Source organism: Streptomyces actinomycinicus (assembly GCF_016741775.1).
Classification (GTDB): domain Bacteria; phylum Actinomycetota; class Actinomycetes; order Streptomycetales; family Streptomycetaceae; genus Streptomyces; species Streptomyces actinomycinicus.
Map to the genome: position 1 here is coordinate 205159 of NZ_JAERRK010000011.1, position 26242 is coordinate 231400.

The following is a 26242-nucleotide window of genomic DNA, read 5'->3' on the forward strand; positions in this document are numbered from 1 at the left end:
GGTACCAGGCCATCGTATGTTCGATGGCCCGGATCCGCTCCGGTACGAGGCAGGGGCCGTGATCAGCCCTGCCGCTGCCCGAGCACGCAGAACTCGTTGCCCTCGGGGTCCATCAGCGTCACCCACGGCTGCTCGCCCTGCCCGACGTCCGCGTGCCGGGCGCCGAGGGCGAGGAGCCGGGCCACCTCGGCCGCCTGGTCCTGCGGACGGAAGTCGAGGTGCAGCCGGTTCTTGACCGTCTTCTTCTCGGGTACCGCCACGAAGAGGAGCCCCGGCAGCCGCTCCGGTGCCGGCCGGATCTCGAACTCGTCGGACGAGTCGTCCACCACCGCCCAGCCCAGCGCCTCGGCCCACCAGCGGCCCAGCGCCGCCGGATCGGCCGCGTCGACGATCACTTGCTCCCATTCCAAGGTCATGACCGCAGCGTAGTGAAGACTGGCTCCGCAGCAGCGCGAATCCTTCGAGGAGGCCCACGGATGACACGCCCGATCACGGCAGGTGTGGACGGTACCGCGGAGAGCCTGGCCGCCCTGCACTGGGCGGCCAGGGAAGCCGTACGCCGGGGGCTCCCCCTGCGGGCGGTGCACGCCTGGCGCTACGCCGAGGCACTGGCGACCGCCGACCGGGACACCCAGCACGACTGGGTCTCGCAAGGGGTGGCGGAGGCCGTGCGCACCGTCGCGGAGCAGCATCCGGAGTTGTCGGTGACCGTGGACGTCGTGGAGGGCGCGGCCGTGGAGGCGCTGGCGGGTGCGGCGGCCGGGGCCGAGATGCTGGTGCTGGGTTCGCGCGGGCACGGACCGGTCATCGGCTTCCTGCTCGGCTCGGTCGGCCAGCAGGTGATCGCGGAGGCGGCCCGGCCCGTGGTGCTGGTGCGCGCCGGGGACCAGCCCGTGGCGGAGGCGGCCGGCCGGGACGTCGTGGTCGGTCAGCACGGCGGCCCCGAGGACAGCGCGGCGGCGCTGCGGTTCGCGTTCCGGACGGCGGCGGCCCGCGGGGCGACCGTGCGGGCGGTGCGGGCGTGGACCCTGCCGCCGGTCTTCGCCTACAGCCCCGGTTCGCTCAAGCTGCTCGACGACGCGGGCGGTCTGGAACCGTACGAGAAGCAGGCGCTGGCCGAGGCGCTCCGGCCGTGGCGGGAGCGGTTCCCGGAGGTGCCCGTGGCCGAGCACGTCGAGATGGGCAGCGCCGGCCAGGTGCTGCTGTCGATGGCCGGCCGGGCCCAGCTCATGGTCGTCGGACGGCGGGCGCACCGGACGGCCGTGGGCGCCCGCATCGGGTCGGTCGCGCACGGGGTGCTGCACCACGCGGACTGCCCGGTGGCCGTGGTCCCGCACGAGTGAGCTACTCGGGGCCGGCCGGCTCCCCGGTGGTGCGGGCCCTGGGCAGGACGTTCTCGAGGTAGTCCCGTACGGCGGTGTCGAGCCCTATGTCGCGCTGGGCGCGCTCGGACAGGTACCAGCGGTGTTCGAGGAGTTCGTGGTAGATCTCCGCCGGGTCCATGGAGCCGCGCAGCTCCGGCGGCACCGCCCGTACGGCGGGCCGGAAGACGTCCCGGACCCAGCGGTGGGCCAGCACCTCGGGGCGTGCCGGACGGAGGTCCCCCGCGCGCGGGCGCAGCCGGGAGCCCGGGGCGGGATCGCCAGGGCCGTGGTCGTCCTGGGTGGCCATCCAGCTCTCCAGGTCGCCCAGCAGCCGCCGAGCCTGGTTCTCCTCGGTGTCCAGCCCGGTCAGCCTCAGCAACTGCCGCTGGTGGTGGCCGGCGTCGACGACCTTGGGGACGAAGGTGACGCTGTCGCCGCCCGCCGAGTGCTCGATCTGCATCTCGGCCACGTCGAAACCCAGCTCGTTCAGCCGGCGGATCCGGCGTTCGATGTAGTGGTACTTGCCGGCCGGATACACCGAGGTGCGGGTCAGTTCCCGCCACAGCCCCTCGTACCGGGTGCAGATCTCGCGGCCGAACCCGACCGGGTCGACGGACGGGTGGAGTGCGCCGGACGCCTCCAGGTCCAGCAGCTCGCCGCTGATGTTCACGCGGGCCAGGTCCAGGTCGTACTCGCGCTGCCCGGGGCTGAGGCGCGGGTGCAGGTCGCCGGTCTCGGCGTCGACGAGATAGGCCGCGTAGGCGCCCGCGTCCCGCCGGAACAGGGTGTTGGACAGCGAGCAGTCGCCCCAGGCGAACCCGGCGAGGTGGAGCCGGACCAGCAGCACGGCGAGGGCGTCCATCAGCCGGTGCATGGTCGCCGGGCGCATGGTCGTCTCGAACATCGAGCGGTACGGCAGGGAGCCGCCCAGGTGCCGGGTGACGAGGGCCGGCTCCAGCGGGGCGCCGGAGCGGTCGGTGCGGCCGGTGACCACCGCGAGGGGGTCGACGGCCGGGATGCCCAGCCGGTCTAGGTCGCGCAGCAGCCGGTACTCGCGCAGGGCGGGACGCTCGGCGAGTTCCTTGACGGCGATCACCTCGTCGCCGGCGTGCGCGTACCGCACGACGTGCCGGGAGATGCCGCGCGGGAGTGGCACGAGGTATTCCTCGGGCCACTCCTCCAGGGGCGCGTCCCAGGGCAGGGCGAGCAGGAGCGCGGGGTGCTCCGGGTTCGTGGCGCTGATCTGCAAGGCCATGGCACGCACCCTAAGACCCCGGACGCCCGTTGCAGGAGGCCGGCTTCCGCATCTGTTCGGTTTTGCGGGAGGCCCGCTTCCGTGTCCGTTCGGTCTGCGGGAGACCGGCGTCGCGTCTGCGCGGCTTCCGGAAAGCCCGCTCCCGGGCCGGCTCGGCTCTTGAGCGGTCCGGCCCGGGCGGGCGCGGCTTCTAGGAGGCCCGCTCCCGGGCCTGCTCGGCGGCCGCGCGTACGGGGCCGTGGTGGACGGGCCCGTGGCCGGGCAGCAGGGTGTCGCCGTCGAGCGCGGCGATCAGCTCCAGCGATTCCAGCGCCCGCGGCCGCTCGTGGTGGAAGAAGTCGAGCAGCACCTGCGGGCCCTTGATCCGCGAGGTGGCGTGCCCGGTGACCAGGGCGTCCCCGGAGATCACGATGCCCGACCCGGGCAGGTGGAAGACGCAGTGGCCGTCCGTGTGACCGGGGGTGTGCACGGGCACCGGCCGGCCGGGCAGGTCGAGCGGGCCCTCGGCCGGGAACGGTTCGGGCGCGCTGACGGGGTTGTGGTCGGTGCCGCCCACCTTGAACACGTGCAGCGCCCAGGGCACGACACCGGGCCGCCAGGCGTTGCGGACGACGTCCCCGATGGTCGCCTGCTGGAGGAAGTCCCGGCGGGCGTGCGGTACTTCGGCCGGATGCAGGTACACCGGGGTGCCGTGGGAGCTGCGCAGGTACTCGGCCGAGCCCAGATGGTCGTTGTGCGCGTGGGTGATCAGCACGGCGGCGACCGCCTCCGGCGAACTGCCCACCGCGGCCAGTGACTCCAGGACTCCCTGGCGGTCCCCGGGATACCCGGTGTCCACCAGAGTGACGGCGTCGCCGTCTTTCAGGATCACCCAGTTGACGTGGTTGCCGTGCACCAGATAGGTGCCGTCGGCGACTTGGTGTACTTCTGCCCGCATGATCTCTCCGAGCCCTGAGCGGCTGATCGTCGGGGACAGCCAACCAGATCCGCCGGTGCCCCGCAGGAGGGGCCGGCCGGACGTCTCAGTTCACCCCCTGCGGCCGGAACTGGATGCTGATCCGCGGCCCTGTCGCGCGGGTGGACTTGGGGATGCAGTGCTCCCAGGTCCGCTGGCAGGAGCCGCCCATCACGATGAGGTCGCCGTGGCCGAGGGGCCGGCGCAGGGTGCCGCCGCCACCGCCCGCCGGGCGCAGCAGCAGGTCCCGCGGGGCGCCGACGGAGAGGATCGCGACCATGGTGTCCTCGCGGGCGCCCCGGCCGATCCGGTCGCCGTGCCAGGCCACGCTGTCCCGGCCGTCGCGGTAGAAGCACAGCCCGGCCGTGGTGAACGGCTCGCCCAGCTCCTCGGCGTAGTGCCGGGACAGGGCGGTGCGCGCCTCGGCCAGGACCGGGTGGGGGAGCGGGTCCCGGGCCGCGTAGTACGCGAGCAGGCGGGGGACGGCCACCACGTTGTCGTACATCTTGCGGCGCTCGGCCCGCCACGGGACGTCCGCCGCCAGTTTCTCGAACAGGGCGTCCGCGCCGCTCAGCCAGCCCGGCAGGACGTCGATCCAGGCGCCGGCGCCCAGCTCGGTCCGGCGCAGCCCGCCGAGCGGGCCGAGCCGCAGCTCGTCGGTCTGGTCGAACAGGGAGCCCTGGAGGTGCGTGGACATGGGCCCAGCGTACTCCTGAATCGAAAATCCGTTCCATTTGCTGTGTCCGGCGTCCCGAGGCGTCCGGCCTCTTTCGATACATCGGTGTATCCGATACATTCGCGTATCGAAACGGGGGGCGCGTGTTCGAGGGAAGGCGAGACCTGGTGGCGACGGGCGACGAGGGCGGCAAAGGCGGCAGAGGTGAGACGGGCGGCGACGCGGGTGACGCACCCAGGCGCGTCACCCGGCGCCGGGTCCGCACCCGCGCCCGGCTGCTCGACGCCGCGTTCGCCGTGTTCGCCGCCAAGGGCTTCGGGCGCGTCTCCATCGAGGAGGTCTGCGAGGCGGCCGGGTTCAGCCGCGGCGCCTTCTACTCGAACTTCGCCACCCTGGACGAGCTGTTCTTCGCCCTCTACCAGGACCGCGCCGACCTCATCGCCTCCCAGGTGGCCGACGCGCTCGGCCAGGACGGCCCCGACCTGGACGTGCCCGCCTCCGTGGACCGGGTCACCGAGGTGCTGCTGCTCGACGTGGACTGGCTCCTGGTGAAGACCGACTTCCTGGTGCACGCCGCCCGTGACCCCGCCGTCGCCCGGGCCCTCCTCGACCACCGCGCCCGGCTCCGGCAGGCCATCGCCGACCGCCTGTTCCGGGCCCGGGGTCACACCGAACTGCCCGCCGTACTGGGCGACGCCGACGGCGCCGCCCACGCCGTGGTCGCCGCGTACGACGGGGTCACCACCCAACTGCTGCTGGACAGGGACGTCGAGGCCGCCCGGGCCTGGCTGAAGCAGCTGCTCACCGCGCTGCTGACGGACGGCGGTGCGGCCCCGGTATGAGCCCCCTCGGAAAGGACACAGTCGCCATGGACGCGGACGTCATCGTCGTCGGAGCGGGTCTCGCCGGCCTGGTCGCGGCGCACGAACTCACCAGCCGGGGCCGCAGGGTGGCCCTCGTCGACCAGGAGAACGCCGCCAACCTCGGCGGCCAGGCGTTCTGGTCCTTCGGCGGGCTCTTCCTCGTCGACTCGCCCGAGCAGCGCCGCCTCGGCATCAAGGACTCCTTCGACCTCGCCTGGAACGACTGGCGCGGCAGCGCGCAGTTCGACCGTCTGGAGGACGAGGACTCCTGGGCGGTGCGCTGGGCCCGCGCCTACGTCGAGTTCGCCGCCGGCGAGAAGCGGTCCTGGCTCCAGGGGCACGGCATCGAGCTGCTGCCCACCGTCGGCTGGGCCGAGCGCGGCGACCTCAGGGCCGACGGCCACGGCAACTCCGTGCCCCGCTTCCACATCGCCTGGGGCACCGGCACCGGCGTGGTCGAGCCCTTCGTCCGGTACGCCCGACAGGCCGCCCGCGACGGGCTGCTGACCTTCCACCACCGCCACCGGGTCGACGAGCTGGTCATCGAGGACGGAACGGCCCGCGGTGTGCGCGGCACCGTACTCGCCCCCGACGACTCCCCGCGCGGCGTCGCCTCCGGCCGCGAGCGCGCCGGCGACTTCGAACTCACCGCCCAGGCCGTCGTCGTCACCACCGGCGGCATCGGCGCCGACCACGACATCGTCCGCCGCCACTGGCCCGAGCGGCTCGGCACACCCCCCGCCGAGATGGTCACCGGCGTCCCCGCCTACGTCGACGGCCGCATGCTCGACATCAGCGCCGAGGCCGGCGTACGGCTCGTGAACCGGGACCGCATGTGGCACTACACCGAGGGCCTGCAGAACTGGGACCCCATCTGGCCCGGCCACGGCATCCGCATCCTGCCCGGCCCGTCCTCCGTCTGGCTCGACGCCCTCGGCCGCCGGCTGCCCGATCCCTGCCTGCCCGGCTACGACACCCTGGGCACCCTCAAGTACCTGCGCACCACCGAGGACATCGCCGGTTACGACCACTCGTGGTTCATCCTCACCCGGAAGATCATCGAGAAGGAGTTCGCGCTCTCCGGCTCCGAGCAGAACCCCGACATCACCGCCAAGGACCGCAAGGCGGTGCTGCGCGACCGGCTCCTCGGCAAGGGCGCGCCCGCCCCGGTGCAGGCCTTCCTCGACCACGGCGCCGACTTCGTGACCGCCGGGAACCTGGAGCAGCTGGTGGGGAAGATGAACGCCCTCACCGGGAAGGCGCTGCTGGACGCGGAGGAGGTGCGCCGCCAGATCGTCGCCCGCGACCTGCAGATCGCCAACCCCTACAGCAAGGACGCCCAGGTCCAAGGCATCCGCAACGCCCGCCGCTACATCGGCGACCGGCTCGGCCGGGTCGCCGGCCCGCACCGCCTCCTCGACCCGGCCGCGGGCCCCCTCATCGGGGTCCGGATGCGCATCCTCACCCGCAAGACCCTCGGCGGCATCCAGACCGACCTGGACTCCCGCGCCCTCGGCACCGACGGCACGCCGGTCGAGGGGCTGTACGCGGCGGGCGAGGTGGCCGGGTTCGGCGGCGGCGGGGTCCACGGCTACAACGCCCTGGAGGGCACCTTCCTCGGCGGCTGCCTGTTCTCCGGGCGCGCCGCGGGACGAGCGGCGGCCCGCCAGACGGCCTGAACTCAGCCGCCCAACAGCTCCACCAGTACGGACGCGTGGCTCTGCTCCGGCTTCTTCGACGCCGTCAGCAGCGTCACGCGCCCGTCGCGGACCGACGTGCGCAGGCCGTCGAGCAGTTCGGCGGCCTCCGGCGCCTCGAGTTCCTGCTCGTACCGGGTGCGGAACTCCTCGTACGAGCCCTCGCCCGCGTGGTACCACGTGCGCAGCTCGCTCGACGGGGTGAGCCCCTTGGGCCACTCGTCCACCTGCGCCGCCTCCTTGGCGATGCCGCGCGGCCAGAGCCGGTCGACCAGCACGCGCAGGCCGTCGTCGGGCTCGGGCGGTTCGTAGATCCGGCGCAGACGCACGCTCACGGCGGAGCCCTTCAGAGGTCGGGGACGGTCCGGCGAGCGTACTCCGGCCGGCCCCGCCCACCGGACGGCGACGCGGCGTGATTTGACCGGAACCAGGGGGAAACCGGGCGCCCGCCGCGCCTAGGGTGGCCGCCAGTCGATCACCGGTCATCCCGTTCCAAGGAGCGCACGTGACGCCACCGCGCAGACAGCCCGCCCGCCGCCGTACCGCCGTCCTCGCCACCGTACCCGTCGCCGTCGCGGCGCTCCTCGGCGCCGGTGGACCCACCGCGCCGGGCACCACCGGAGCACCCGGCGCCGGCGACCCCTACTTCCCGCTCAGCGGCAACGGCGGATACGACGTCCGGCACTACGACCTGACGCTCCGCTACGACACTACCTCCCGCCGCCTGGACGCCACCGCGGTGCTCACCGCCCGCGCCGGCCGGCGGCTCACCCGCTTCGACCTCGACCTGAAGGGCCTGAAGGTCACCGCCGTCACCGTCGACCGCACACCGGCCACCTTCCGGCGCGACGGCCAGGAACTCGTCGTGACCCCGCGCCACGCCCTGCGCGCGGGCCAGGACTTCCGCGTCACGGTCGCCTACCACGGCACCCCGAAACCGGTCACCGACCCCGACGGCGCGGTGGACGGCTGGATCCCCAGCGACGACGGCGCGTTCGTCGCGAGCGAGCCGCAGGGCGCCATGACCTGGTTCCCGGCCAACAGCCACCCCAAGGACAAGGCGTCCTACGACTTCACCGTCACCGTCCCGCAGGGCCGCACCGCCGTCGCCAACGGCGTCCTGCTCGGGCAGCGCACCGCCCACGGGCGGACCACGTTCCACTGGCGCGAGACCCAGCCCATGGCCGCCTACCTCGCCACCGCCACCATCGGCAGGTTCCGGATCGAGCGGTACACCACCCGCGACGGCATCCAGGTCTACAACGCCGTGGACGCCCGCGAGGCGCGTGCCGCCGCACCCGTGCTCAAGAAGCTGCCCGCCGTACTGGACTGGGAGAGCAAGCTGTTCGGGCCCTACCCCTACCGCGCCGCGGGTTCGATCGTCGACCACGCCCCGAACGTCGGCTTCGCCCTGGAGACCCAGACCCGGCCGGTCTACGACTCCGCGCCCGACCTCGGCACCCTGGTCCACGAGAACGCCCACCAGTGGTTCGGCGACTCCGTCTCGCTGACCGCCTGGAAGGACATCTGGCTCAACGAGGGCTTCGCCACCTACGCCGAGTGGCTCTACACCGAGCAGCACGGCGGCCGGAGCGCGCAGCAGACCTTCGACGCGCTCTACGCCCGCCCCGCGAGCGACGACCTGTGGGCCTATCCGCCCGGCGACCCGGGAAGCGGCGCCCGCATCTTCGGCACGCCCGTCTACGCCCGTGGCGCCATGGCCCTGCACGAACTGCGCCGGGCCGTCGGCGACCGCGACTTCTTCCGGATCCTGCGGGCATGGACGGCCGGGCACCACGGCGGGCACGGCACGACCGGGGAGTTCGTCAGGCTTGCCGAGCAGAAGTCGGGGAAGCCGCTGAAGAGGCTGCTGCACACCTGGCTGTACACGGCCGGCAAGCCGGACAGCGCCTGAGCCCTGACCGGTTCCAGACGACCGTCGGCCATGGTCGACCCATGATCCGGCGCAGAGCCACCACTGTCGCACTCCTCGCCTCCCCGCTGCTGCTCACCGGCTGTGGCGGCGGGGCCGCGGCGACCGGGCGCCGGACGCCCTCGCGTCCGGCGCCCACCTCCTCCCGCACGACGCCGGCGCCCACTCACGAGGCGGTCACGCGCCCGACGGCCTCCCCTGCGAGGCCGACGAAGCGAGAGCCGCAGCCGCAGGGCACACCCGTGCTCGGCCCCCGGCGGTCCGCGACGCTACCCGAGCGCTGCGAGCGGGCCGTCGTCGTCACCGGGCGCGGCCGGAACCTCCCGCTCTCCAGGGTGAGCGCCGGGTGTGAGCGCCGGGTGTGAGCGCCGGGTGTGAGCGGCGGGTGTGAGCGGCGGGGCCTGCGGCGGCGGGGCCGAGGGCGGAACGTTGCGGTCCGATTCCCGGCGCACGCCGGGGGTACTCCGGTCGCGCACGCGCAGTCGAGGGAGGTCATGCCATGAGCACCACGGAGAACCTGCCGGTCGTGACCACGCTCGGCGAGGTGGCCCGCCTCGTGGAGCGCCGCCGCGGTCTGTACGTGCGCTGGTCCAAGGGGCCGGACACCGACCTCGAAAAGGTGTCCAGCGTCGACGAGCTGACCGGAGTGCCCATGCCCGGGCTGTCCGCCAACCCGCTCGACGTGGAGGACTGGTGGGAGGACCGTTCCGTGCGGCTGTGGGTGGCGCGCCGCCTGTACGACTACGCGCATCTGCCGCACGACAAGGGCCCCGGCGTCCGTCCCTGGGTCCTCACCGGGAGGGAGACGGGCCGGGGCCCCGACAACGAGCCGCTCGTGGCCGACGCCGAGCCGCTGTGCTGGATCGCCGGTGAGGTGATCGACGCGGCGAAGGACGAGGTGGCCCGGCAGGAACGGCAGTGGGGGACGCTACGCCGCGGGGGCCGCTGAGCCGCACCGTGCGGGACGGTCCGTGGGGGCCGCTGAGCCCGCACGGGGCGGGCTGGTCCGTGGGGGCCGCTGAGCCGCACGGTGCGGGCTGGTCCGTGGGGGCCGCTGAGCCGCACGGTGCGGGACGGTCCGCGGGGGCCGCTGAGCCCCCACGGCGCGGGACGGTCCGCGGGGGCCGCTGAGCCCCCACGGCGCGGGCGGCGCTCAGCCCGAGCGCGGCCGGGAGCGGGCGCGGCGATGCAGCGCCCGGCGTTCAGGCTCCGACGTACCGCCCCAGATGCCGATGCTCTGCCCCGTGTCCAGTGCCCACTCCAGGCACTGTTCCCGGACCGGGCAGCGCCCGCACACCACCTTGGCCTGCTGGGTCTGCACCTGCGCCGGCCCGGTGGTGCCGATCGGGAAGAACAGGTCGGGGTCCTCGTGGCGGCACGCGGCATGTTGGCGCCAGTTGTCCATCGGAATCTCCTGGATCGGCTCGAAGTCGTCCGTGTCCTGTCGAATGCGTTCTCCGGATTCGGGTGACCGGTCGGGACGGTGTGAAACGGTCGGATCGGTGGCGGATCGGGCGGCGCTCGCCCTCCGCTCCCACGGGGCGCGCGCCGGCCCAGGGGGACCTGCGCGGCCAACAGGCCGGTATGCGGGGCGTGCGGGCCACCGCAGTGCCCGACCGGGCACCGGAGGCGGGGAGTTCGGCACGGCCGAGGGGCGGTCCGGCGGCCGCCGCGCCACTGCGGGCCCACCGTACTCCGTCACGGCGCCCCGGGCGCCCGTCATGTGACGGATCGCCCGGCACCGGCCGCGCGGGGCTCAGCGGCGCCGCGTCTCCGCCGCGGTACGCGTCACCGCGTCCGCCAGGGCCGCCGGGGCGGGCGAGTCCAGCTTCCACGGCTGCCAGTGGAGTGCGACGTCCATCCACCGGCGCGGGGCGAGCAGGACCAGGCGTCCCGCTCCAGCCGCGCGAGCTGCCGGGCGAACCTCACGAGCACCGCGCCGGACTCCGTGGGCCGCACCGGTCTGGTGCGCTGGAGCAGGACCCGGCCGGTGCGCTGTTCCAGGGCCTTGACCCGCTGGCTCACCGCCGACGGCGTCACGTGCAGCGCCGCGGCGGCCGGTGCGGCGCTCGCCGGCCTCTGCTGGTTCGCCGCGCTCGGCTTCGGCGCCAGGCTGCTCGGCCGGTTCCTGGCCCGGCCCGCCGCGTGGCGGGTGCTGGACGGTCTGGTCGCCGTCACCATGCTCGCGCTGGGCGCGACCCTTCGCCGGTTCCTGAGGCCTGCGTCCCAGGCGGGCCCCGGCGGACTAGAGGAGGCCGCCGCGCCGCCGGATCGTGTACTGGTCCATGAGCTTTCCACGGGTGGTCTCCAGACGGTGGGCGAGGATCTCGGCCACGGTCCGCACCACGGAGAGCCCGAGCAGCGGGTCCTCCACGCACACCGCGAGCACCGATGGCCCGTCGAACTCGTAGGCGCGCACATTGCTGAAGGCCACCGCGCCGAAGTCCCACTGGTACGGCGGGAAGAGCCAGGACCAGCCGAGCAGGTCGCCGGCGCCGAGCGTGGCCACGGTCACCCGCTGCCGGGAGGTGACCTGCTGATCCAGGTGGACGGCGCCCGAGCGGATCACCCAGAACCGGTCGGCGGTGCCGCCCGCCTCGAAGATGCGGGTGTCCTCCGGGAAGGAGACCTCCTTGGCCAGCTCCATCAGGCGCTCGCGCTGGGCCTGGGGCAGGGCGGTGAGCAGTTTGATCGCTTTGGTCATGCGCGCTCCTCGCCTGGCGGCGGTTGCGGTTCGAGTGCTGTGCCTAAGCCCATTTCAGCCGCTGCCGCCGTCGGGAGCACCTCGAAGGCGGCGGTTTTCGCCGCTGCCACCCTTCTGCGGGCAGCAAAAAGCCCTGGCTGGACGGGGGAAGCCAGCCAGGGCCGTATGCGGTGACGCACATAGGAGGGGGGAAGGACGGTTCCGCGCCGCTCCGTGCATCACGTATGGATGAACAATAAACCATTGCTCTTGACAGTATCCAGCCAGAAGCAGGTCAGGTGACCTGTTTCACTCCGTCCGCCCGCACCGGGCCCCCGCCCGGGCTGACGATCTCCTCCAGCACCCGCAGCACCGCCTCGTACGCGTGCGCCCGTACCGCCGCCTCCCGCGCGCCGTCCGGATCCGTCGCCGTCAGCCGCTGCGCCCGCTCCCGCCAGGAGCGCTCCGCCTCGGCCGCGCACGCACGGCCCCGCCAGATCCTCCGCAACAACTCGTCCGCGTCCACCACATCGGTCATACCGCCCGGGTACCCGCGCCCCGCACGGCGATGACAAGTGCTCCGGCCGGGTTTGACGGCGCTCGAAGAGGTCAGCCGACAGGGAGAGGAAAACCTTGCAATCCGGGCACCGTCCAGGGAGGAAGGGATGCTCGACAAGCACCGGACCGGCCCCTCCGCAACCCTGCCGGAGCAGCGCCGCCGACCACCGCTCCGCCCCGCCGACGCCCGCAGAACGGTCGAGCGGGTGATGACCGAACGCTGCCGCGCCGGGGCCGTGTCCTGCCCGCCCGAGGCCGTGGAGGACGCCCTGCTGGTCACCTCCGAACTCACCACCAACGCGCTGCTGCACGGCGGCGGCATCACCGGCTTCGACGTCGAGGTGGACTCCGGCGGCGTCCGGGTCTCGGTGAGCGACCGCAGCGAAGCACTTCCGGTCGCCCACGCGGCCGACGACGAGCGCGGACGCGCCCGGCCCGGGGGCAGGGGCTGGCCCATCGTGTGCCGGCTGTCCAGGGACGTCCGGGTGACCGAGCTGCCCCGCGGCGGCAAGCGCATCACGGCCGTCGTGCCGCTGCGCTGAGACGGCCGTCGGAGTTTCGCCCCCCGGTGTTTGCCCGCGGGGCCGGGGGGCAGACGGAATCTCGTGCTTCGGACCGGAGGCGCGCGCCCAGCGGTGACCAGTACGGCTGGCTGGGCCCCCTCCTGGCGGGCCCGGTTGCTCACCCGCGGCGACCCCTGACACCCCCGTTCGGGCCGGATCCCGGAACCCGTGTTCCGGCCGTGCCCTGAAACCACGTTCAGGAGCGATTCCGCATGCTGACCGACATGTCGACAAGCCGTCCCGGCACGACCGCCGTCACCGACACCACCCCTGCCGCCGGCGCGACGCCCGCCCGGCGTACCCACGACGACGCCCCGGACACCGCCCAGCTCTTCGTCCGGCTGGCGGAGCTGGACGACGGTCCCGAGCGGGACGCGGTGCGCGACGAGCTCGTCACCGCATGGCTGCCCATGGCCCACCGGATCGCCGGCCGGTTCCGCGACCGCGGCGAGTCCGTCGAGGACCTGCGCCAGGTGGCCGCGCTCGGCCTGGTGAAGGCCATCGACAGGTTCGACCCCTCCCGCGGGGCCTTCGAGAGCTACGCCGTGCCGACCATCACCGGCGAGGTCAAGCGGCACTTCCGCGACCGCATGTGGGCCCTGCGGGTGCCGCGCCGCGTGCAGGAACTGCGCAACCGCGTCCGCGTGGCCCGGCGGGAGCTGACCCAGCACCCCGGCAGCCCCGAACCCACCGTCGCCGCCGTCGCCGCGCACACCGGCCTCAGCGAGGAGGAGGTGTCCGCGGGCATGGAGGCGCTGGAGAGCTTCAGCACCCTGTCCCTGGACGCCGAGCTGTCCGCCGGCGACGACGGCTACAGCCTGGCCGACACCCTGGGCGCCACCGACACCTCCTACGACGTCGTCGTCGACCGGGAGGCCGCCAAGGAAGGGCTGCGCCGGCTGCCGGAGCGCGAGCGGGCCATTCTCTACATGCGCTTCTTCGAGGACATGACGCAGAGCCGCATCGCCGACCAGCTGGGCATCTCCCAGATGCACGTCTCCCGGCTGATCAGCCGCAGCTGCGCCCGCGTCCGCGACGAGGTGCTCGGCAGCCGGCGCCCCGGCGGTGAAGCCCGGTGAGCGCTCACCCCGCTCACTGCGCGGGCTGCGCCGGCCCGCCGGCCACGTCCAGGAGCCGTGCCAGGCCGGAGACGGCCTCGTCCAGCCGCTGCAGATGGCGCAGCACCCGGTCCGTCACGCGGCCGTAGCGCGGCATGCGCAGGGTGCCCGGCTCCAGCATCGACGCGATGCTGGGGCCGGTCTCGATCCGCTCGGCGGACCGCGGGTCCGTGACGTGCGCGGCGATCGACTCGATGTTGTGCACGATGCGGCCGCACGCCCCGCGCAGCCGGGGGTCCGCCGCGATCGACGGATGCGTCGGCAGCAGCTCCGCCGTCGCCGCGAGGGAGCGCGCGTGGTACGCGCAGGTCTCCAGCAGCGCCACCACGTAGCGGGCGGTGTCCCGCCGTGAGCGCAGCGGGGTGATCGGATGCGTCAGCGGCTGGGTGGCCGCGCGCAGGTCGGCCAGCGCCTGGTCCAGCTCCCGCGCCTGCTCCACCAGGTCCCCGCCCGCCCCGCCGCTCAACTGGTCGACGGCGGCCCGGGTGACGTCCGCGAGCCGCTCCAGGACCTCCACGAGGAGGTCGTTGGTACGCCGGTCCGTGCGGACCGGCAGCACCAGCGCCGCCGCGATCACCCCGCAGGCCGCTCCCAGCGCGGTCTCCTCGATCCGCAGCACCAGCACCGACGTGCTGTACGTGTTCAGCAGGGTGTACAGCAGGCCCAGCATCGCCGTCACGAAGAACGACATCAGCGTGTACGACAGGGGCGCCGTGTAGAACATCGCGAAGATGAACAGCAGGACCAGCGCGAACGCCGTCCAGGTGTGGTGCCCGACCAGCCCGGCGAGCCCGATGCCGGCCACCACGCCGAGCACCGTGCCCAGCAGCCGCCGGTAGCCCTTCACCAGGATCTCGCCCGTGGAGGCGGTGTTGATGAAGACGATCCAGCAGGTCAGCACCGCCCAGTACCAGCGCTGGCTGGAGAGCAGTTCACCGCCGACGATGGCCAGCGAGGAGCCGACGGCCACCTGGACCGCGGCCCGGGTGGTGGGCCGCTCCAGCCCGGCCGGCTCCACCGCCTCCGGTTCGCTGTCCTCGCTGATCTCGATCGCCGCGTCCTCGGCGTCCAGCTCCTCGCGGGAGCGGGCGGTCGCCGGCGAGTCGTCGGACTCGTCCTGCGGCCCGTCCAGCGCGACCCGCAGACCCATGGCCGCCCGCGCGGCCTCGCCGAGGCCCCGGAAGACGTCCTGCACGGCCGGGGACGCCTCGGGCAGGTTCTCCTCCTCGCGGTAGCCGAGCAGCCGGTTGCGCACCTGCGCGAGCGCGGTGCCCGAGGCCTCGCGGGCCGGGCGGAGCATCAGCACCCGCAGCGCCTGCAGGTCCCGGCGCAGCGCGGCCGTCGCCTCGTCCCGCACCGGCAGCTCCCCCGCGGAGGGCAGCGAGGCGCCCGGCAGATGAAGGGTGAGCGTGTCGGTCCGCTCGGCGCTGCGCGCGGTGAGCAGCAGCAGACCGAGCCGTTCGGCGGCGATCTCGGCGTCCGCGATCCGGCGCTGGAGCAGCCGGGCCACCGCCGGGTCCGCGGTGCCTTCCTCCAGCCGGCCCTGGATGAGCAGCGCCGTCTCGTGCAGCCGGGCGGTACCGGTGCGCAGGTCCACCAGGACCTTCTCCACCCCGTCGGGCCCGGCGTCCAGCAACTCGGCCTGGACGGCGAGCAGCTGGGCCAGCCGGGCGCGGAAGGCCCTCCGCAGCCGGTCCAGGGTGCCTGCCGGGGTCTGCGGCAGGAGCACGAAGCGGGCGAGTGCGCTGCACGCGAAAGCCACGCAGATGACGCCGTACAGCGCCGGCAGCGCGGACGGCGTCGCGCCCACGAACAGGGAGAGGAAGTAGACCTGGAAGCCGATCAGCCCGAGTGCCGTACCCCGGTCGCCGAACCGGCGGCCGTAGACGGCACAGAAGATGAGGGCGACGAAGAACAGGTCCCCGGCGACGACGCGTTGGGCGAGCAGCGCCCCCAACGACACGGACGCCAGCGCGACGGGCAGGCCCAGCGCCAGGGTGACCGCCTGCCGGGCGCGCTGCTTCTCCCGGACGGCGAAGGTGGCGGCCATCGCCGCGATGGCCCCGGCGACGAGTTGGGGCACCGGGACCCGCAGCGCGCCGAGGACGGCGAGGGTGAGGGCGATGGCGGCGACCGTGCGCAGTCCCGCGGTGAGGCGGAGCAGTCCGGGATCGGACGCGGCGAGCCGGTCCCACATCCGTACCCGTCCCGACCGTCCCGCTGCCCTCACTGCGCCGCGCTCTCTCCCGTACCGGAAATCGATCTCCGGCCCAGCATCGCACGCGGGCCGGGGACTACCGGCCCTCGGCGAGCGTGGCGGCCACCAGGGCGTTGGCGTGCCCGTGGCCGAGTCCGTGCTCGGACTTGAGCCAGCCGACCAGCTCCATGTGCCTGGTCAGCGGCGAGGAGCGGATCAGCTCCTGCCACTCGGTGACCGGGCGGCCGTACTTCTTCTCGATCGAGGGGAAGTAGCTCGCGGGGCCCTTCACGGTCTTCTCGGTCATGGTGGTGTGTCCCGTCCGTGTGACGTTTCCTGAACACCTGAGAAGACCGCCGGTCCGGTGCGGAATGATCGGCGGCCTCTCGGTGATCCCGGTCACATCACGGATGGTCGATGCCCGTGTCTCCCACCAGGGCCCGTACCTGCTCGGGCGTCAGGTAGGAGTCCGTGAACTCGAAGTCCTTCAGCCGTGCCGGCCTGCGGGCCTGGAACCCGGTGCGGACGAAATCGTTGCCCGCCACCGCGTTCAGCAGCCAGTTGGTCAGTACCCGGGTCTTGGCGACGTTGGTGCGCAGTGCCGCCCAGTGGTAACCGCGGGCCGCCGCCTGCGCCGCCAGACCGCGCAGTTCCACGCCCAGCGGCTTGGACACCGCGTCCTTGCCGCCGAGGTCGACGACCAGCCCCAGGTCCTTGTGCACGTACGGCTGCAGGGGCTGCCCGCGCAGCGTCGCGATGACGTTGTCGGCGACCTTCTTGCCCTGCCGCATGGCGTGCTGCGCGGTGGGCGGGCAGATCGCGCCCTCGTCGTTCTTGGCCAGGTCCGGCACTGCGGCCGAGTCGCCGAGCGCGAACACCCCGTCGTGGCCCGGCAGGGTCATCTCGGCGTCGACCGCCAGCCGGCCGCGGACCGTCTCCGCGTCGAGCGTGGCGATCAGCGGGCTGGCCACCACGCCCGCCGTCCAGATCAGGGTGTGCGTCGGCACCACCCGGCCGTCGGTGAAGGTGACCTCCTCCGCGCCGGCCTTGTCGATCGACACGCCCAGCGAGACGTCGATGCCGCGCCGCTTGAGTATCTCCTGCGCGCTGCGGCCGAGCTTGTCGCCCAGCTCCGGCATGAGTTTGGGCGCGATGTCGATCAGGTGCCACTTGATCAGCCCCGGATCCAGCCGCGGGTAGTGCCGTACGGCGGCGTGCGTGAGGCGCTGCAGGCAGGCCGCGGTCTCGGTGCCGGCGTACCCGCCGCCCACCACCACGAACTGCAGCCGCGCGGCCCGCTCAGCCGGGTCGTCGCTGGCGTCCGCCAGGTCCAGCTGCGAGATGACGTGGTCGCGGATGTAGGCGGCCTCGGCGAGGGTCTTCATGCCGAACGCGTGCTCGGTCAGGCCCGGGATGTCGAAGGTGCGGGTCACGCTGCCCGGGGCCAGTACGATGTAGTCGTAGCGCTCGTTGACGATCTTTCCGGTGATGGTGCGGATGACGCACACCTTGGCCCTCAGGTCCACGCCGATCGCGCCGCCCGGGATGATCCGGGTGCGGTACTTCCTGCTGCGGCGCAGGGACAGGGCGATCGACTGCGGCGTCAGCACGCCGGAGGCGACCTGGGGCAGCAGTGGCAGGTAGAGCTGGTACGAGAACGGCGTCACCAGCGCGACGTCGGCCTCACCGGGTCCGAGTTTCCGTTCCAGCCGGCGGACGCACTCGACTCCGGCGAAGCCGGCGCCGACCACCAGGATCCTGGGTCGTGTCACGGTGTCCATCCCTTTCTGCGGCTCCAGGCGGTCCGAATCGACGTTCGCCTGCCCCGGATCGCTGCACCGACTCCGATCCCACCGTGCCTCCGGCCGCTACGCCGGCGGGGCGCGGCAGGCATACGAACGTGTGGGCACCAGCCTGCCCGCCCACGGATGCGGAGTAACCGGTTCGCGCACACCTACACGTCGAACACCGGTCACCACGGCAGGAACACGTGGATGTCCTTGCCGGCGTCGTGCACGACGACGCTGACCTGGGTGCACAGCGTGTGCACCAGGTGCCAGCCGATCCCGCCGCCGCCCGTGCGCGGGTGGAAGGGCCGCGGCTCCGGCTTGGCCGTGTTCGTGTCGCGCATCGTCACGTGTACCCCGTCGAAGGTCCGGCGCATCCGCAGCGCGAACGGGCCCGGCGCGTACTGGATCACGTTCGCGGCCAGTTCCGTCACGACCAGGAGGATGTCGTCCCAGTACTCGTGCGCGCCCGGCGGTGTCTCGCCGGCCAGCGCGCCCAGGAAGTCCTCCGCCGCGAGCCGCGCCTCGGTGACGTTGCGCAGCTCACCCGCGAAGGAGAACGTACGTTCGTACCTCTCCTCCGAGGGCGATGTGTCGTCCCAACGCGGCTCCGTCGCCATCTCACATTCCCCGGCTCCGGCCGGTGAGGGGCCCATCCAGGCCCTCCGACCAGCGCGGTCGTCGTTGCTGATCTCTCCTTGCCCTGCGGGTTCCCACAGCGGCGCGGCCTATCCGTCTCCCCGGACCGCGCTCCCCGGTGCACCCCCTCAGCGGAAGACGTCGTCCTGCTCGTCCCAGTCGGCCGGTTCCTGAGGGCTCGGCCGCAAGCGGGCGCGCGCCTCGTACATCGCCTCGATCTCGGCCGCGTGGTGCCGCACGATGGCGTCCCGGCGCAGCTTCATGGACGGCGTGAGCAGTCCGTTGTCCGGTGCGAACGGTTCCTGCAGGACACGGTAGACCCTGATGGACTCCGCGCGGGACACCGCACTGTTGGCGGACGCCACGGCCCGCGCGATCTCCTCGCGCAGCGCGTTCTCCTCACGGGCCTCCCGGCCCGGGGCGTCACCCTGCAGGGCCAGCGCGGCCCGCCAGTGCGCCAGGAAGTCCGGGTCCAGCGTGATCAGGGCCCCGACACAGGGCCGGTCGTCGCCGATCACCACCGCCTGGTGGATCAGCGGATGCATGCGCAGCCGCTGCTCCAGCGGGGCCGGCGCCACACTCTTGCCGCCGCTGGTGACGATGATGTCCTTCTTGCGCCCGGTGATCGTCAGATAGCCCTCGGAGTCCAGCCGCCCGATGTCCCCGGTGGCCAGCCAGCCGCCGCGCAGCGCGGCCCGGGTCGCCGTCTCGTCACTGATGTAGCCCTGGAAGACCGATGGCCCCCGCACCAGGATCTCCCCGTCCTCGGCCACCTGGACCTCGGTGCCGGGCAGCGGCCGGCCCACGGTCCCGGACTTCTCCCGGCCCAGCGGCTGCATGGTGATCCCACCGGAGACCTCGGTGAGCCCGTACCCGTCGTGGATGTACACCCCGATGCCCTCGTAGAACAGGCACAGTTCACGGTCGAGCGAGGAACCGCCGGAGGTGCCGCGCACCACCCGGCCGCCGAGCGCCGCGCGCAGTCTTCGGTACACCGTCCGTTCGTACAGGGCGTGTTGCACCTTGAGGTCGAACCCGGGACCCGGGCCGGTGCCCAGCCGCCGGCGTTCCTCGGCCGCGGCGAAGTCCCGTGCGGTCTGCGCGGCCCGCTCGAACAGCGCGCCCCGGCCCGACTGTTCGGCCGCCCGCAGGAAATTCTTGTACAGCTTCTCGAACACCGACGGCACGCCGTACAGGTACGACGGCCGGAACGTGGCCAGGGCCGAGGACAGCGCCGCCGCCGTCAGCTCCGGCTCATGGCCCATCAGGACCCCGCCGCGCACACACGTCACCATGACCATGATCCCGTAGACGTGCGAGAACGGCAGGAAGGCCAGCACGGACGGCTGTTGGCCCGGGGGAGCGGCGGTGTGCGCCCAGCCGGCCAGCAGTGTGTCGCAGGGGTAGGCAAGGCCGCGGTGGCTCAGGGCGCAGCCCATCGGACGGCCCGAGGTGCCGGAGGTGTAGACGACGGCCGCCGTCGCGTCCGGCAGCACGATCCGGCGCAGCGACTCCACGGTGGTGTACGGGACGTCCCTGCCACGGTCCACGAGTTCGGGCAGGGCACCGGCGTCCAGCTGCCACACGTGCCGCAGCCGCGGCAGCCGGGTGCACACGGTGCCGACGGTCATGACGCCCTGCTCGTCCTCCACGACGACGGCCACACAGCCGGCGTCCCGCAGCATCCACTCGACCTGGTCGCGGGAGGAGGCCGGGTGGATCGGCACGATCTCGGCGCCCACCGCCCACAGCGCGTGGGCGAACACCGTCCACTCGTAGCGGGTGCGGGCCATCAGGGCCACCCGGTGACCCGGCGCGATCCCCGCGGCGATCAGGCCCTTGGCCAGATCGGTCACCTCGTCGCGCAGCTCGACCGCCGTCACCTCCTCCCACACGGTCGCCGCGGGATCCGCTCGGCGCGCGAGCACGGGGAGGGTGGGGTTCCGGTCCGCCGTCTCGAAGATGCTGTCGGCGAGGCCGCCGGTGAACGGCGTGGTGACGGAGGGAGCGAGGGCGACGTTCCGCATGCGCTGCTCCTGAATGTACGGAGGGTCACTCCGCCGATCGGCTCGGTGTCGGCGGTGCTCGAATGTAGCCCAGGTGAGCGCGTTCGGTACCAGGAACGAGGAAGTCGTGATCGGCTGATGATCTGGCCGTGTCCTGGGGACTCGGGAGGCATGAGTTATGTGAACCCCGATCCGGAACCCGAGCGCACGACCGGACTGGAACCAGGAGGGGGAGTTCCGCCCGGCGAGACCCCGCCCGCCGAGAGCAGCATGCCCGAGGCCGGGCCCCGCGAGCCGGACGCCCGAAGCAGAGGCTGGGCCAAGGCACCCCTCACCATGATCCTGCTGCTGGTGATCCTGATAGCGGCGTTCTTCCTGGTGTACGCACTGGTCCTGGTCCTCTGAGCGGGCCCGCGCGGTGCGGGTGCCGGCGACCGGGCCCCCGGGCCCCGGATGCGACGGCCCTCAGCCCTGGGTGCGGCGCACGCACTCGGTGACCACGTCCCGCAGGCTGCCGGTGTGCTCCAGCAGCCTGCGCTGCTCCCGCGCGCCGTTGCCCACCCGCAGCACCTCCTCGACGGCCCGCTCGGCGCGCACCGCGTCACCGCTGCCGTCGAGCGCGTCCGCAACATGCTCCAGCAGGGAACGCAGCACCTCCGCCGCGGGCCGGGGCCGCATGCCGACCGGGTCGAGGAGGTCCTGCTCCAGGCCGAACCGCGCCGCCTGCCAGTCGGCGAGCCTGAGCAGGCTCACGCCGGGATCCGGTGCCGGCCGGCCCGCGCGCCAGTCCCGGGCGGCCGTCTCCACCAGGGCGCGGCACAGCGTCGCGATCAGCACGGCGGTCTCCGCGCTCAGACAGACGTCGGCCACCCGGATCTCCACCGTCGGATAGTGGGCGCACAGCCGCGCGTCGAAGTACGCCATCCCCTCGTCCAGGATGACGCCGCTGGCGACCATCCGGGTGATCAGCCGGTGGTAGCGCTCGGCGGACCCGAACGGCTCGGTCGGCCCGGCCGACGGCCAGCGGTTCCACACCCGGCTGCGGTAGCTGGCGTAGCCGGTGCTCCGGCCCTGCCAGAAGGGGGAGTTCGCGCTGAGGGCGCGCAGCACCGGGAGCCACGGGCGGAGCCGGTCGAGGACGGCGACGCCCTCCTCGTCGGACTCCACCGACACATGGACGTGGCAGCCGCACACGAGCTGGTCCCAGGTGGGGATCCCGTACCGCTCGGCCAGCCACTGGTAGCGCTCGTTCACACTGAGTGAGGGGCTGACCGCCAGCGGAGAGGTGGCCAGTGCGGCGACCGCGCAGCCGATCTGCCCGGCGTGCCGGGCCGCCTCCTTGCGGCAGCGGACGATCTCGTCGCCGAGGGCCGCCATGTCCGACTGCGGATGCGTGGCGAACTCCAGCATCTGGCCGAACAGTTCCTTCTCGAACACGTCCTGACCCGGGTCCTCGTGGGCGGCACGGGCGAGCACGGCCGCCGCCAGCGCCTTCGGATCGCCGCTGTCCGGATCGACCAGGAGGAGTTCCTCCTCCACTCCGACGGTGCGCACCTGGTGCCGCCCTTCTCTCCCTGCCACGAGGGGCAGTCACGGGTCTGTACGACCCCGACTGCCCCTCGGACGGCCGCCGACACCTGTGGCGTTCAAAGCTCCGGTGCCAGCCAGAGGGTGGCCAGCGGCGGCAGCGTCAGGTTCAGGAACCCGTCCTCGGGCTTGACCGGCCCCTCTGTGCCCACCCCGCCGCCGCCGAAGCGGACGTCGTCGGTGTTCAGCACCTCCTGCCAGGCCGGGAACTCGTCGGGGACCCACAGGCGGTAGTCGTGCCGGACCACGGGCGAGAAGTTCGACACGGCCAGCAGCGGGCCGCCGTCCACGGCGAACCGCAGGAACGCCAGGACGTTGTCGTCCGCCGCGTCGCACAGCACCCACCGGAAGCCGCCCGGATCGGTGTCCCGCTGCCACAGCGCCGGTGTCCCGCTGTACACGGTGTTCAGTTCCCGGACGAGATCGCGGACCCCCCGGTGGTCGCCGGCGGAGTGGTAGTCGTCGCCGAGCAGCCACCACTCCGGGCCGTGCGCCTCGGACCACTCGGCGCCCTGGGCGAACTCCTGCCCCATGAACAACAGCTGCTTGCCGGGGTGGGCCCACATGAAGCCCAGGTAGGCACGGTGGTTCGCGCGCCGCTGCCACCAGTCGCCGGGCATCTTCGACACCAGCGCCTGTTTGCCGTGCACCACCTCGTCGTGGGAGATCGGCAGCACGTAGTTCTCGCTGTAGGCGTACACCATCGAGAAGGTCATCTCATTGTGGTGGTACTTGCGGTGCACCGGCTCCTTCTGGATGTACTGCAGCGAGTCGTGCATCCAGCCCATGTTCCACTTCAGCCCGAAGCCGAGCCCGCCGCTGTCCGTGGGCCGGGTGACCCCGTCCCACGCGGTGGACTCCTCGGCGATGGTCACCACGCCCGGGCAGCGCCGGTACACGGTGGCGTTCATCTCCTGCAGGAACGCGACCGCGTCCAGGTCCTCCCGGCCGCCGAAGACGTTCGGCTCCCACTGTCCGGAGTCCCGTGAGTAGTCCAGGTAGAGCATGGAGGCGACCGCGTCCACGCGCAGCCCGTCGATGTGGAACTCCTCGCACCAGTACACGGCGTTGGCCACGAGGAAGTTGCGCACCTCGGTGCGGCCGTAGTCGAACTCGTACGTCCCCCAGTCCGGGTGCTCCGCCCGCGTGGCGTTCCCGGGTTCGTACAGCGGGTCCCCGTCGAAGCGGGCCAGTGCCCAGTCGTCCTTCGGGAAGTGGGCCGGCACCCAGTCCATGATCACGCCGATGCCGGCCCGGTGACAGGCGTCCACGAAGTGACGGAAGTCGTCCGGGGAGCCGAGCCGCGGTGTCGGCGCGTAGTACGAGGTGACCTGGTAGCCCCACGAGCCGCTGAAGGGATGCCCGGCGACCGGCATCAGCTCCACGTGGGTGAAGCCCATCTCCTTGACGTAGGCGGGCAGTTCCTCGGCGAGCCGGCGGTAGTCCAGGCCGGGCCGCCACGACGGCAGGTGCACCTCGTACACCGAGAACGGCGCCTGGTGCACCGGTGTGTCCCCGCGGTGCGCCATCCACTGCGCGTCGCCCCACTCGTAGCGCGAGGCCGTGACGACCGACGCCGTGTCCGGCGGCACCTCGGTGCGGCGCGCCATCGGGTCGGCCTTCAGGAACCGGTGCCCGTGCCGGGAGGTGATCTCGAACTTGTAGCGGGTGTCCTCGCCGATCCCGGGCAGGAACAGCTCCCACACCCCCGACGCGCCGAGCGAGCGCATCGGGTACTGCGTGCCGTCCCAGTACGTGAAGTCACCGGCCACCCGCACCCCTTGGGCATTGGGCGCCCACACGGTGAAGCGGGTGCCGGCCACGCCCTGGTGGACCATCGGCTCGGCGCCGAGCGCGCGCCACAGCTGCTCGTGCCGGCCCTCCCGGATCAGATGCAGGTCCAGCTCGCCGAGGGCGGGCAGGAAACGGTAGGGGTCGTGGACCTCCTGCTCGGCGTCGTCGTACGTCACCAGCAGGGTGTAGGACGGGACCTGCGGGCAGGGCAGGACGGTGGCGAACAGGCCGTCGCCCTCCGACCACATGTCGGTGCGCTTGCCGTCGATCACGACGCCCACCGCCCGCGCGTTCGGGCGCAGCGTGCGGAACAGCGTGCCGCCCGGCACCGGGTGCGCGCCCAGCAGGGCGTGCGGATCGTGGTGTGCGCCCGCGAGCAGCCGGCCGCGGTCGGCGGGGTCCAGCGGGACCGCCGCGGGCGGCACCGGGCCGGCGGCCTCGGTCCGCGTGGCCCCGGACGGCGGCGCCTCGGTCCGCGTGGTGTCGGGACGCGCGGTTCCCGGCCGCTTGGCCTCGGATGGCGTCGCCTCGTCCCGTGTGGTGTCGGGACGCGCGGTTCCCGGCCGCTTGGCCTCGGGCCGCGTGGTGTCGGGTCGCGTGGTGTCGCGCAGTGCCATGTCAGCCTCCCCACACGGCGAGCCGCTTGATCGCCGCCATCGGAACCGGCAGCCAGTCGGGCCGGTGTCTCGCCTCGTACAGCACCTCGTACACCGCCCTGTCCGTCTCGTGCGCGCGCAGCAGCGCGTGCTTCTTGCGTGGGTCCCAGCCCGCGCGGGCCGCGTAGCCCGCGCAGAACGCCTCCCGGCAGCGGCGCGCCCACTCGGGTCGCCAGGGGCGGCGCTGCCGGGCCGCGTAGTCGAAGGAGCGCAGCATCCCGGCGACGTCCCGCACCGGGGACTGCGGGGCCCGGCGCTCGGCCAGCGGCCGGGACGGTTCGCCCTCGAAGTCGATGACGAACCAGTCGCGGCCGGCCCGCAGCACCTGCCCGAGGTGCAGGTCGCCGTGGATGCGCTGGGCGGGCGGCCCGGTGTCGCAGGTGGCGAGCGCCCCGAACGCGGCCCGCAGACCGGGTACGAAGGGCAGCAGCCCGGGCACGGCGTGCGCGGCGGCGTCCAGCCGGGCGCACATCGCTTCCGCGGTACGGCCGTTCTCGCCCGGGCCGCCCGGCGGGAAGGCCTCGGCCAGCGCCAGGTGCACCTCGGCCGTGGCCCGCCCCAGCGCACGGGCCTCGGCCGTGAAGTCGTCGCCCGTGGCGAGCGCGCGCAGCGCCAGCGTCCAGCCGTCGGTGGCGTCCGGCAGGAACGGCTGCAGCACGCCGAGGGTGGCCGGGCGCGGGGCGGTCGTGGTGAACCAGGCCACCGGCGCGGGCACCCGGCTGCAGCCCTCGGCGGCCAGCGCGGCCGGCACCTCCAGGTCCGGGTTGACGCCCGGCTGGACCCTGCGGAACAGCTTCAGGATGTACGCGTCGCCGTACACGATCGACGAGTTGGACTGCTCGGCGTCCAGCAGCCGCGGCGGCAGTCCGCCGGGCACGTGGGCGGCCGGGGCGGCCTCGAAGCGCAGCGGGCCCGCCGTGCCGGGCCGGCGCAGCCGCTCCAGCAGCAGGTGGGCCGAGCGCGGGTCGTGCAGCGCGTCGTAGACGGCGAGCCCGGCCAGCGGGCCGTGTCCCGCGCGGCCGATGAACGCCCGCTCCAGCCGCGGGGCGAGGTGCTGGCGCAGGCCCAGCAGCAACTGGTAGCAGTCGCCGGGCGGGTGAGTGCCGCCGGGCGTGGGCACCGGCGCGTGCGAGGCGTGCACCAGCAGGTGCAGACATCCGGGGAACAGCTCGGTCACGGACAGCACCGACAGATCGGTGACCGGCCGGTCCTTGCCCGCGAACCAGCGCTGCCCGGGCAGCCAGTCCCGCAGCAGCTCGCCCAGGGAGGCCAAGGGCCCGTCGAGGCCGGGAGCGGTCCTCGGTCGCGGGGTGATGGTCTTCGGCATGGTGACGCGTCCTTTCCTCGGCGCCGGACGTTCAGCGGCGGCGGCCGATGCGGGATGCGACTCGGGTGAGCCGGAACCAGTAGAAGCCGTGGCCTTGCAGGGTCAGCAGGTAGGGCAGTTCACCGATGGCGGGGAAGCGCACCCCGCCGATCAGCTCGACCGGATGGCGTCCGTCGTAGGCCCGCAGATCGAGTTCGGTGGGCTGCGCGAAGCGGGAGAAGTTGTTCACGCAGAGCACCAGGTCGTCGCCGTACTCGCGCAGGAAGGCGAGCACCGCCGGGTTCGAGGACGGCAGCTCGGTGTAGGACCCCAGTCCGAAGGCAGGATTCTGCTTGCGGATCTCGATCATCCGGCGCGTCCAGTGCAGCAGGCTGGAGGGGGAGGACATGGAGGCTTCCACGTTGGTGACCTGGTAGCCGTGGACCGGGTCCATGATGGTCGGCAGGTAGAGGCGTCCAGGGTCGCAGGACGAGAAGCCGGCGTTGCGGTCCGGCGTCCACTGCATGGGCGTGCGCACGGCGTCGCGGTCGCCGAGCCAGATGTTGTCGCCCATCCCGATCTCGTCGCCGTAGTACAGGATCGGC

At 73.1% G+C, this 26242-nt stretch carries 26 protein-coding genes and 2 pseudogenes; 10 read left to right on the forward strand and 18 right to left on the reverse strand.

The genetic code is table 11. From position 1 onward, the window contains the following. Positions 1-62: 62 nt before the first annotated feature. Positions 63-416, reverse strand: a complete 354-nt coding sequence (locus JK359_RS22375; protein WP_201838370.1) for a VOC family protein — start codon at positions 414-416, stop codon at positions 63-65. A 60-nt stretch (positions 417-476) separates the two neighbouring features. Here JK359_RS22375 and JK359_RS22380 point away from each other — a divergent pair, with 60 nt between their 5' ends. After that, on the forward strand, positions 477-1343 hold the full coding sequence (locus JK359_RS22380; RefSeq protein ID WP_201838371.1) for a universal stress protein: 867 nt from the start codon (positions 477-479) through the stop codon (positions 1341-1343). A 1-nt stretch (position 1344) separates the two neighbouring features. Here JK359_RS22380 and JK359_RS22385 read toward each other — a convergent pair whose 3' ends face one another. The 3 genes from JK359_RS22385 to JK359_RS22395 form a co-directional block, all read right to left on the reverse strand. Further along, positions 1345-2619 (reverse strand): DUF4032 domain-containing protein, encoded by a 1275-nt coding sequence (locus JK359_RS22385; RefSeq protein WP_201838373.1) that lies wholly within the window; start codon positions 2617-2619, stop codon positions 1345-1347. 190 nt (positions 2620-2809) lie between these two features. Then, positions 2810-3556 (reverse strand): MBL fold metallo-hydrolase, encoded by a 747-nt coding sequence (locus tag JK359_RS22390; protein ID WP_201838374.1) that lies wholly within the window; start codon positions 3554-3556, stop codon positions 2810-2812. 85 nt (positions 3557-3641) lie between these two features. Then, positions 3642-4271: an alpha-ketoglutarate-dependent dioxygenase AlkB gene (locus tag JK359_RS22395; RefSeq protein WP_201838375.1), complete on the reverse strand. Its 630-nt coding sequence runs from the start codon at positions 4269-4271 to the stop codon at positions 3642-3644. A gap of 254 nt (positions 4272-4525) precedes the next feature. Here JK359_RS22395 and JK359_RS22400 point away from each other — a divergent pair, with 254 nt between their 5' ends. Further along, a complete protein-coding gene (locus tag JK359_RS22400; RefSeq protein WP_201838482.1) occupies positions 4526-5092 on the forward strand; it encodes a TetR/AcrR family transcriptional regulator in 567 nt (188 codons plus the stop codon). 26 nt (positions 5093-5118) lie between these two features. Then, positions 5119-6792 carry an FAD-binding dehydrogenase gene (locus JK359_RS22405; RefSeq protein WP_201838484.1) on the forward strand — a complete coding sequence of 558 codons (1674 nt, stop codon included), beginning with the start codon at positions 5119-5121 and terminating at the stop codon, positions 6790-6792. Between the two features lie 2 nt (positions 6793-6794). Here the strand turns inward: JK359_RS22405 and JK359_RS22410 are convergent, their stop codons facing one another. Continuing rightward, the gene (locus tag JK359_RS22410) at positions 6795-7145 is read right to left on the reverse strand and encodes a DUF488 domain-containing protein (RefSeq protein WP_201838376.1); all 351 of its coding nucleotides are present in this window, start codon (positions 7143-7145) and stop codon (positions 6795-6797) included. A 170-nt stretch (positions 7146-7315) separates the two neighbouring features. Here JK359_RS22410 and JK359_RS22415 point away from each other — a divergent pair, with 170 nt between their 5' ends. The 3 genes from JK359_RS22415 to JK359_RS22425 all read left to right on the forward strand — a co-directional run bounded on the left by JK359_RS22415 (position 7316) and on the right by JK359_RS22425 (position 9692). Next, positions 7316-8725: a M1 family metallopeptidase gene (locus JK359_RS22415; RefSeq protein WP_201838377.1), complete on the forward strand. Its 1410-nt coding sequence runs from the start codon at positions 7316-7318 to the stop codon at positions 8723-8725. Between the two features lie 41 nt (positions 8726-8766). Beyond that, positions 8767-9108 (forward strand): hypothetical protein, encoded by a 342-nt coding sequence (locus tag JK359_RS22420; protein ID WP_201838378.1) that lies wholly within the window; start codon positions 8767-8769, stop codon positions 9106-9108. 134 nt (positions 9109-9242) lie between these two features. Next, entirely contained in the window at positions 9243-9692 is a 450-nt protein-coding gene (locus JK359_RS22425; protein WP_201838379.1) for a DUF6098 family protein, read from the forward strand. A gap of 204 nt (positions 9693-9896) precedes the next feature. On the opposite strand, the gene JK359_RS22430 is transcribed toward JK359_RS22425, so the two are convergent. Together JK359_RS22430 and JK359_RS22435 are read right to left on the reverse strand one after the other, a co-directional pair. Next, a complete protein-coding gene (locus tag JK359_RS22430) occupies positions 9897-10148 on the reverse strand; it encodes a WhiB family transcriptional regulator (protein WP_201838380.1) in 252 nt (83 codons plus the stop codon). Positions 10149-10630: 482 nt separating this feature from the next. After that, a pseudogene (locus tag JK359_RS22435) lies at positions 10631-10801 on the reverse strand (LysR family transcriptional regulator); the annotation flags it as partial. Position 10802: 1 nt separating this feature from the next. Here JK359_RS22435 and JK359_RS22440 point away from each other — a divergent pair. After that, positions 10803-10946, forward strand: a pseudogene (locus JK359_RS22440) (LysE family transporter); the annotation flags it as partial. A 42-nt stretch (positions 10947-10988) separates the two neighbouring features. Here the strand turns inward: JK359_RS22440 and JK359_RS22445 are convergent. Beyond that, positions 10989-11447 (reverse strand): cyclic nucleotide-binding domain-containing protein, encoded by a 459-nt coding sequence (locus JK359_RS22445; RefSeq protein ID WP_201838381.1) that lies wholly within the window; start codon positions 11445-11447, stop codon positions 10989-10991. Positions 11448-11721: 274 nt separating this feature from the next. Further along, a complete protein-coding gene (locus tag JK359_RS22450; RefSeq protein ID WP_201838383.1) occupies positions 11722-11964 on the reverse strand; it encodes a hypothetical protein in 243 nt (80 codons plus the stop codon). A 127-nt stretch (positions 11965-12091) separates the two neighbouring features. Here JK359_RS22450 and JK359_RS22455 point away from each other — a divergent pair, with 127 nt between their 5' ends. Both JK359_RS22455 and JK359_RS22460 read left to right on the forward strand, forming a co-directional pair. Further along, a complete protein-coding gene (locus tag JK359_RS22455; protein ID WP_201838385.1) occupies positions 12092-12526 on the forward strand; it encodes an ATP-binding protein in 435 nt (144 codons plus the stop codon). Positions 12527-12759: 233 nt separating this feature from the next. Beyond that, entirely contained in the window at positions 12760-13626 is an 867-nt protein-coding gene (locus tag JK359_RS22460) for a SigB/SigF/SigG family RNA polymerase sigma factor (protein ID WP_201838387.1), read from the forward strand. Positions 13627-13639: 13 nt separating this feature from the next. On the opposite strand, the gene JK359_RS22465 is transcribed toward JK359_RS22460, so the two are convergent. From JK359_RS22465 to JK359_RS22485, 5 genes are all read right to left on the reverse strand, one after another. Continuing rightward, complete coding sequence (locus tag JK359_RS22465) at positions 13640-15862, reverse strand: FUSC family protein (protein ID WP_201838393.1); 2223 nt, start codon at positions 15860-15862, stop codon at positions 13640-13642. A gap of 97 nt (positions 15863-15959) precedes the next feature. Then, entirely contained in the window at positions 15960-16169 is a 210-nt protein-coding gene (locus JK359_RS22470) for a DUF4287 domain-containing protein (RefSeq protein WP_201838394.1), read from the reverse strand. Positions 16170-16266: 97 nt separating this feature from the next. Beyond that, complete coding sequence (locus JK359_RS22475) at positions 16267-17643, reverse strand: NAD(P)/FAD-dependent oxidoreductase (protein WP_201838396.1); 1377 nt, start codon at positions 17641-17643, stop codon at positions 16267-16269. A 191-nt stretch (positions 17644-17834) separates the two neighbouring features. Beyond that, positions 17835-18269 carry an ATP-binding protein gene (locus JK359_RS22480; RefSeq protein ID WP_201838398.1) on the reverse strand — a complete coding sequence of 145 codons (435 nt, stop codon included), beginning with the start codon at positions 18267-18269 and terminating at the stop codon, positions 17835-17837. A gap of 147 nt (positions 18270-18416) precedes the next feature. Then, positions 18417-20315, reverse strand: a complete 1899-nt coding sequence (locus tag JK359_RS22485; protein ID WP_201838400.1) for an AMP-dependent synthetase/ligase — start codon at positions 20313-20315, stop codon at positions 18417-18419. A gap of 150 nt (positions 20316-20465) precedes the next feature. Here JK359_RS22485 and JK359_RS22490 point away from each other — a divergent pair, with 150 nt between their 5' ends. Next, entirely contained in the window at positions 20466-20699 is a 234-nt protein-coding gene (locus tag JK359_RS22490) for a DUF6480 family protein (protein WP_201838408.1), read from the forward strand. Between the two features lie 60 nt (positions 20700-20759). On the opposite strand, the gene JK359_RS22495 is transcribed toward JK359_RS22490, so the two are convergent. From JK359_RS22495 to JK359_RS22510, 4 genes are all read right to left on the reverse strand, one after another. After that, positions 20760-21848 carry a glutamate--cysteine ligase 2 gene (locus JK359_RS22495; RefSeq protein ID WP_201838410.1) on the reverse strand — a complete coding sequence of 363 codons (1089 nt, stop codon included), beginning with the start codon at positions 21846-21848 and terminating at the stop codon, positions 20760-20762. A 92-nt stretch (positions 21849-21940) separates the two neighbouring features. Then, positions 21941-24292: a 1,4-alpha-glucan branching enzyme gene (glgB, locus tag JK359_RS22500; RefSeq protein ID WP_236678240.1), complete on the reverse strand. Its 2352-nt coding sequence runs from the start codon at positions 24290-24292 to the stop codon at positions 21941-21943. A 1-nt stretch (position 24293) separates the two neighbouring features. Beyond that, on the reverse strand, positions 24294-25658 hold the full coding sequence (locus tag JK359_RS22505) for a maltokinase N-terminal cap-like domain-containing protein (protein ID WP_201838412.1): 1365 nt from the start codon (positions 25656-25658) through the stop codon (positions 24294-24296). A 31-nt stretch (positions 25659-25689) separates the two neighbouring features. Then, positions 25690-26242: alpha-glucosidase C-terminal domain-containing protein (locus JK359_RS22510; protein ID WP_201838425.1), on the reverse strand; the 553-nt coding region annotated here is incomplete at its 5' end.

Excerpts from the sequence above, each read along its gene's own strand:
- JK359_RS22485 (WP_201838400.1), bottom strand. The coding sequence starts at position 20,315 with ATGCGGAACGTCGCCCTCGCTCCCTCCGTCACCACGCCGTTCACCGGC.
- JK359_RS22380 (WP_201838371.1), top strand. The coding sequence starts at position 477 with ATGACACGCCCGATCACGGCAGGTGTGGACGGTACCGCGGAGAGCCTG.
- JK359_RS22465 (WP_201838393.1), bottom strand. The coding sequence starts at position 15,862 with ATGTGGGACCGGCTCGCCGCGTCCGATCCCGGACTGCTCCGCCTCACC.
- JK359_RS22480 (WP_201838398.1), bottom strand. The coding sequence starts at position 18,269 with ATGGCGACGGAGCCGCGTTGGGACGACACATCGCCCTCGGAGGAGAGG.
- JK359_RS22470 (WP_201838394.1), bottom strand. The coding sequence starts at position 16,169 with ATGACCGAGAAGACCGTGAAGGGCCCCGCGAGCTACTTCCCCTCGATC.
- JK359_RS22460 (WP_201838387.1), top strand. The coding sequence starts at position 12,760 with ATGCTGACCGACATGTCGACAAGCCGTCCCGGCACGACCGCCGTCACC.
- JK359_RS22445 (WP_201838381.1), bottom strand. The coding sequence starts at position 11,447 with ATGACCAAAGCGATCAAACTGCTCACCGCCCTGCCCCAGGCCCAGCGC.
- JK359_RS22425 (WP_201838379.1), top strand. The coding sequence starts at position 9,243 with ATGAGCACCACGGAGAACCTGCCGGTCGTGACCACGCTCGGCGAGGTG.
- JK359_RS22420 (WP_201838378.1), top strand. The coding sequence starts at position 8,767 with ATGATCCGGCGCAGAGCCACCACTGTCGCACTCCTCGCCTCCCCGCTG.
- JK359_RS22405 (WP_201838484.1), top strand. The coding sequence starts at position 5,119 with ATGGACGCGGACGTCATCGTCGTCGGAGCGGGTCTCGCCGGCCTGGTC.
- JK359_RS22455 (WP_201838385.1), top strand. The coding sequence starts at position 12,092 with ATGCTCGACAAGCACCGGACCGGCCCCTCCGCAACCCTGCCGGAGCAG.
- JK359_RS22430 (WP_201838380.1), bottom strand. The coding sequence starts at position 10,148 with ATGGACAACTGGCGCCAACATGCCGCGTGCCGCCACGAGGACCCCGAC.
- JK359_RS22505 (WP_201838412.1), bottom strand. The coding sequence starts at position 25,658 with ATGCCGAAGACCATCACCCCGCGACCGAGGACCGCTCCCGGCCTCGAC.
- JK359_RS22395 (WP_201838375.1), bottom strand. The coding sequence starts at position 4,271 with ATGTCCACGCACCTCCAGGGCTCCCTGTTCGACCAGACCGACGAGCTG.
- JK359_RS22390 (WP_201838374.1), bottom strand. The coding sequence starts at position 3,556 with ATGCGGGCAGAAGTACACCAAGTCGCCGACGGCACCTATCTGGTGCAC.
- JK359_RS22475 (WP_201838396.1), bottom strand. The coding sequence starts at position 17,643 with ATGGACACCGTGACACGACCCAGGATCCTGGTGGTCGGCGCCGGCTTC.
- JK359_RS22450 (WP_201838383.1), bottom strand. The coding sequence starts at position 11,964 with ATGACCGATGTGGTGGACGCGGACGAGTTGTTGCGGAGGATCTGGCGG.
- glgB (WP_236678240.1), bottom strand. The coding sequence starts at position 24,292 with ATGGCACTGCGCGACACCACGCGACCCGACACCACGCGGCCCGAGGCC.
- JK359_RS22490 (WP_201838408.1), top strand. The coding sequence starts at position 20,466 with ATGAGTTATGTGAACCCCGATCCGGAACCCGAGCGCACGACCGGACTG.
- JK359_RS22375 (WP_201838370.1), bottom strand. The coding sequence starts at position 416 with ATGACCTTGGAATGGGAGCAAGTGATCGTCGACGCGGCCGATCCGGCG.
- JK359_RS22385 (WP_201838373.1), bottom strand. The coding sequence starts at position 2,619 with ATGGCCTTGCAGATCAGCGCCACGAACCCGGAGCACCCCGCGCTCCTG.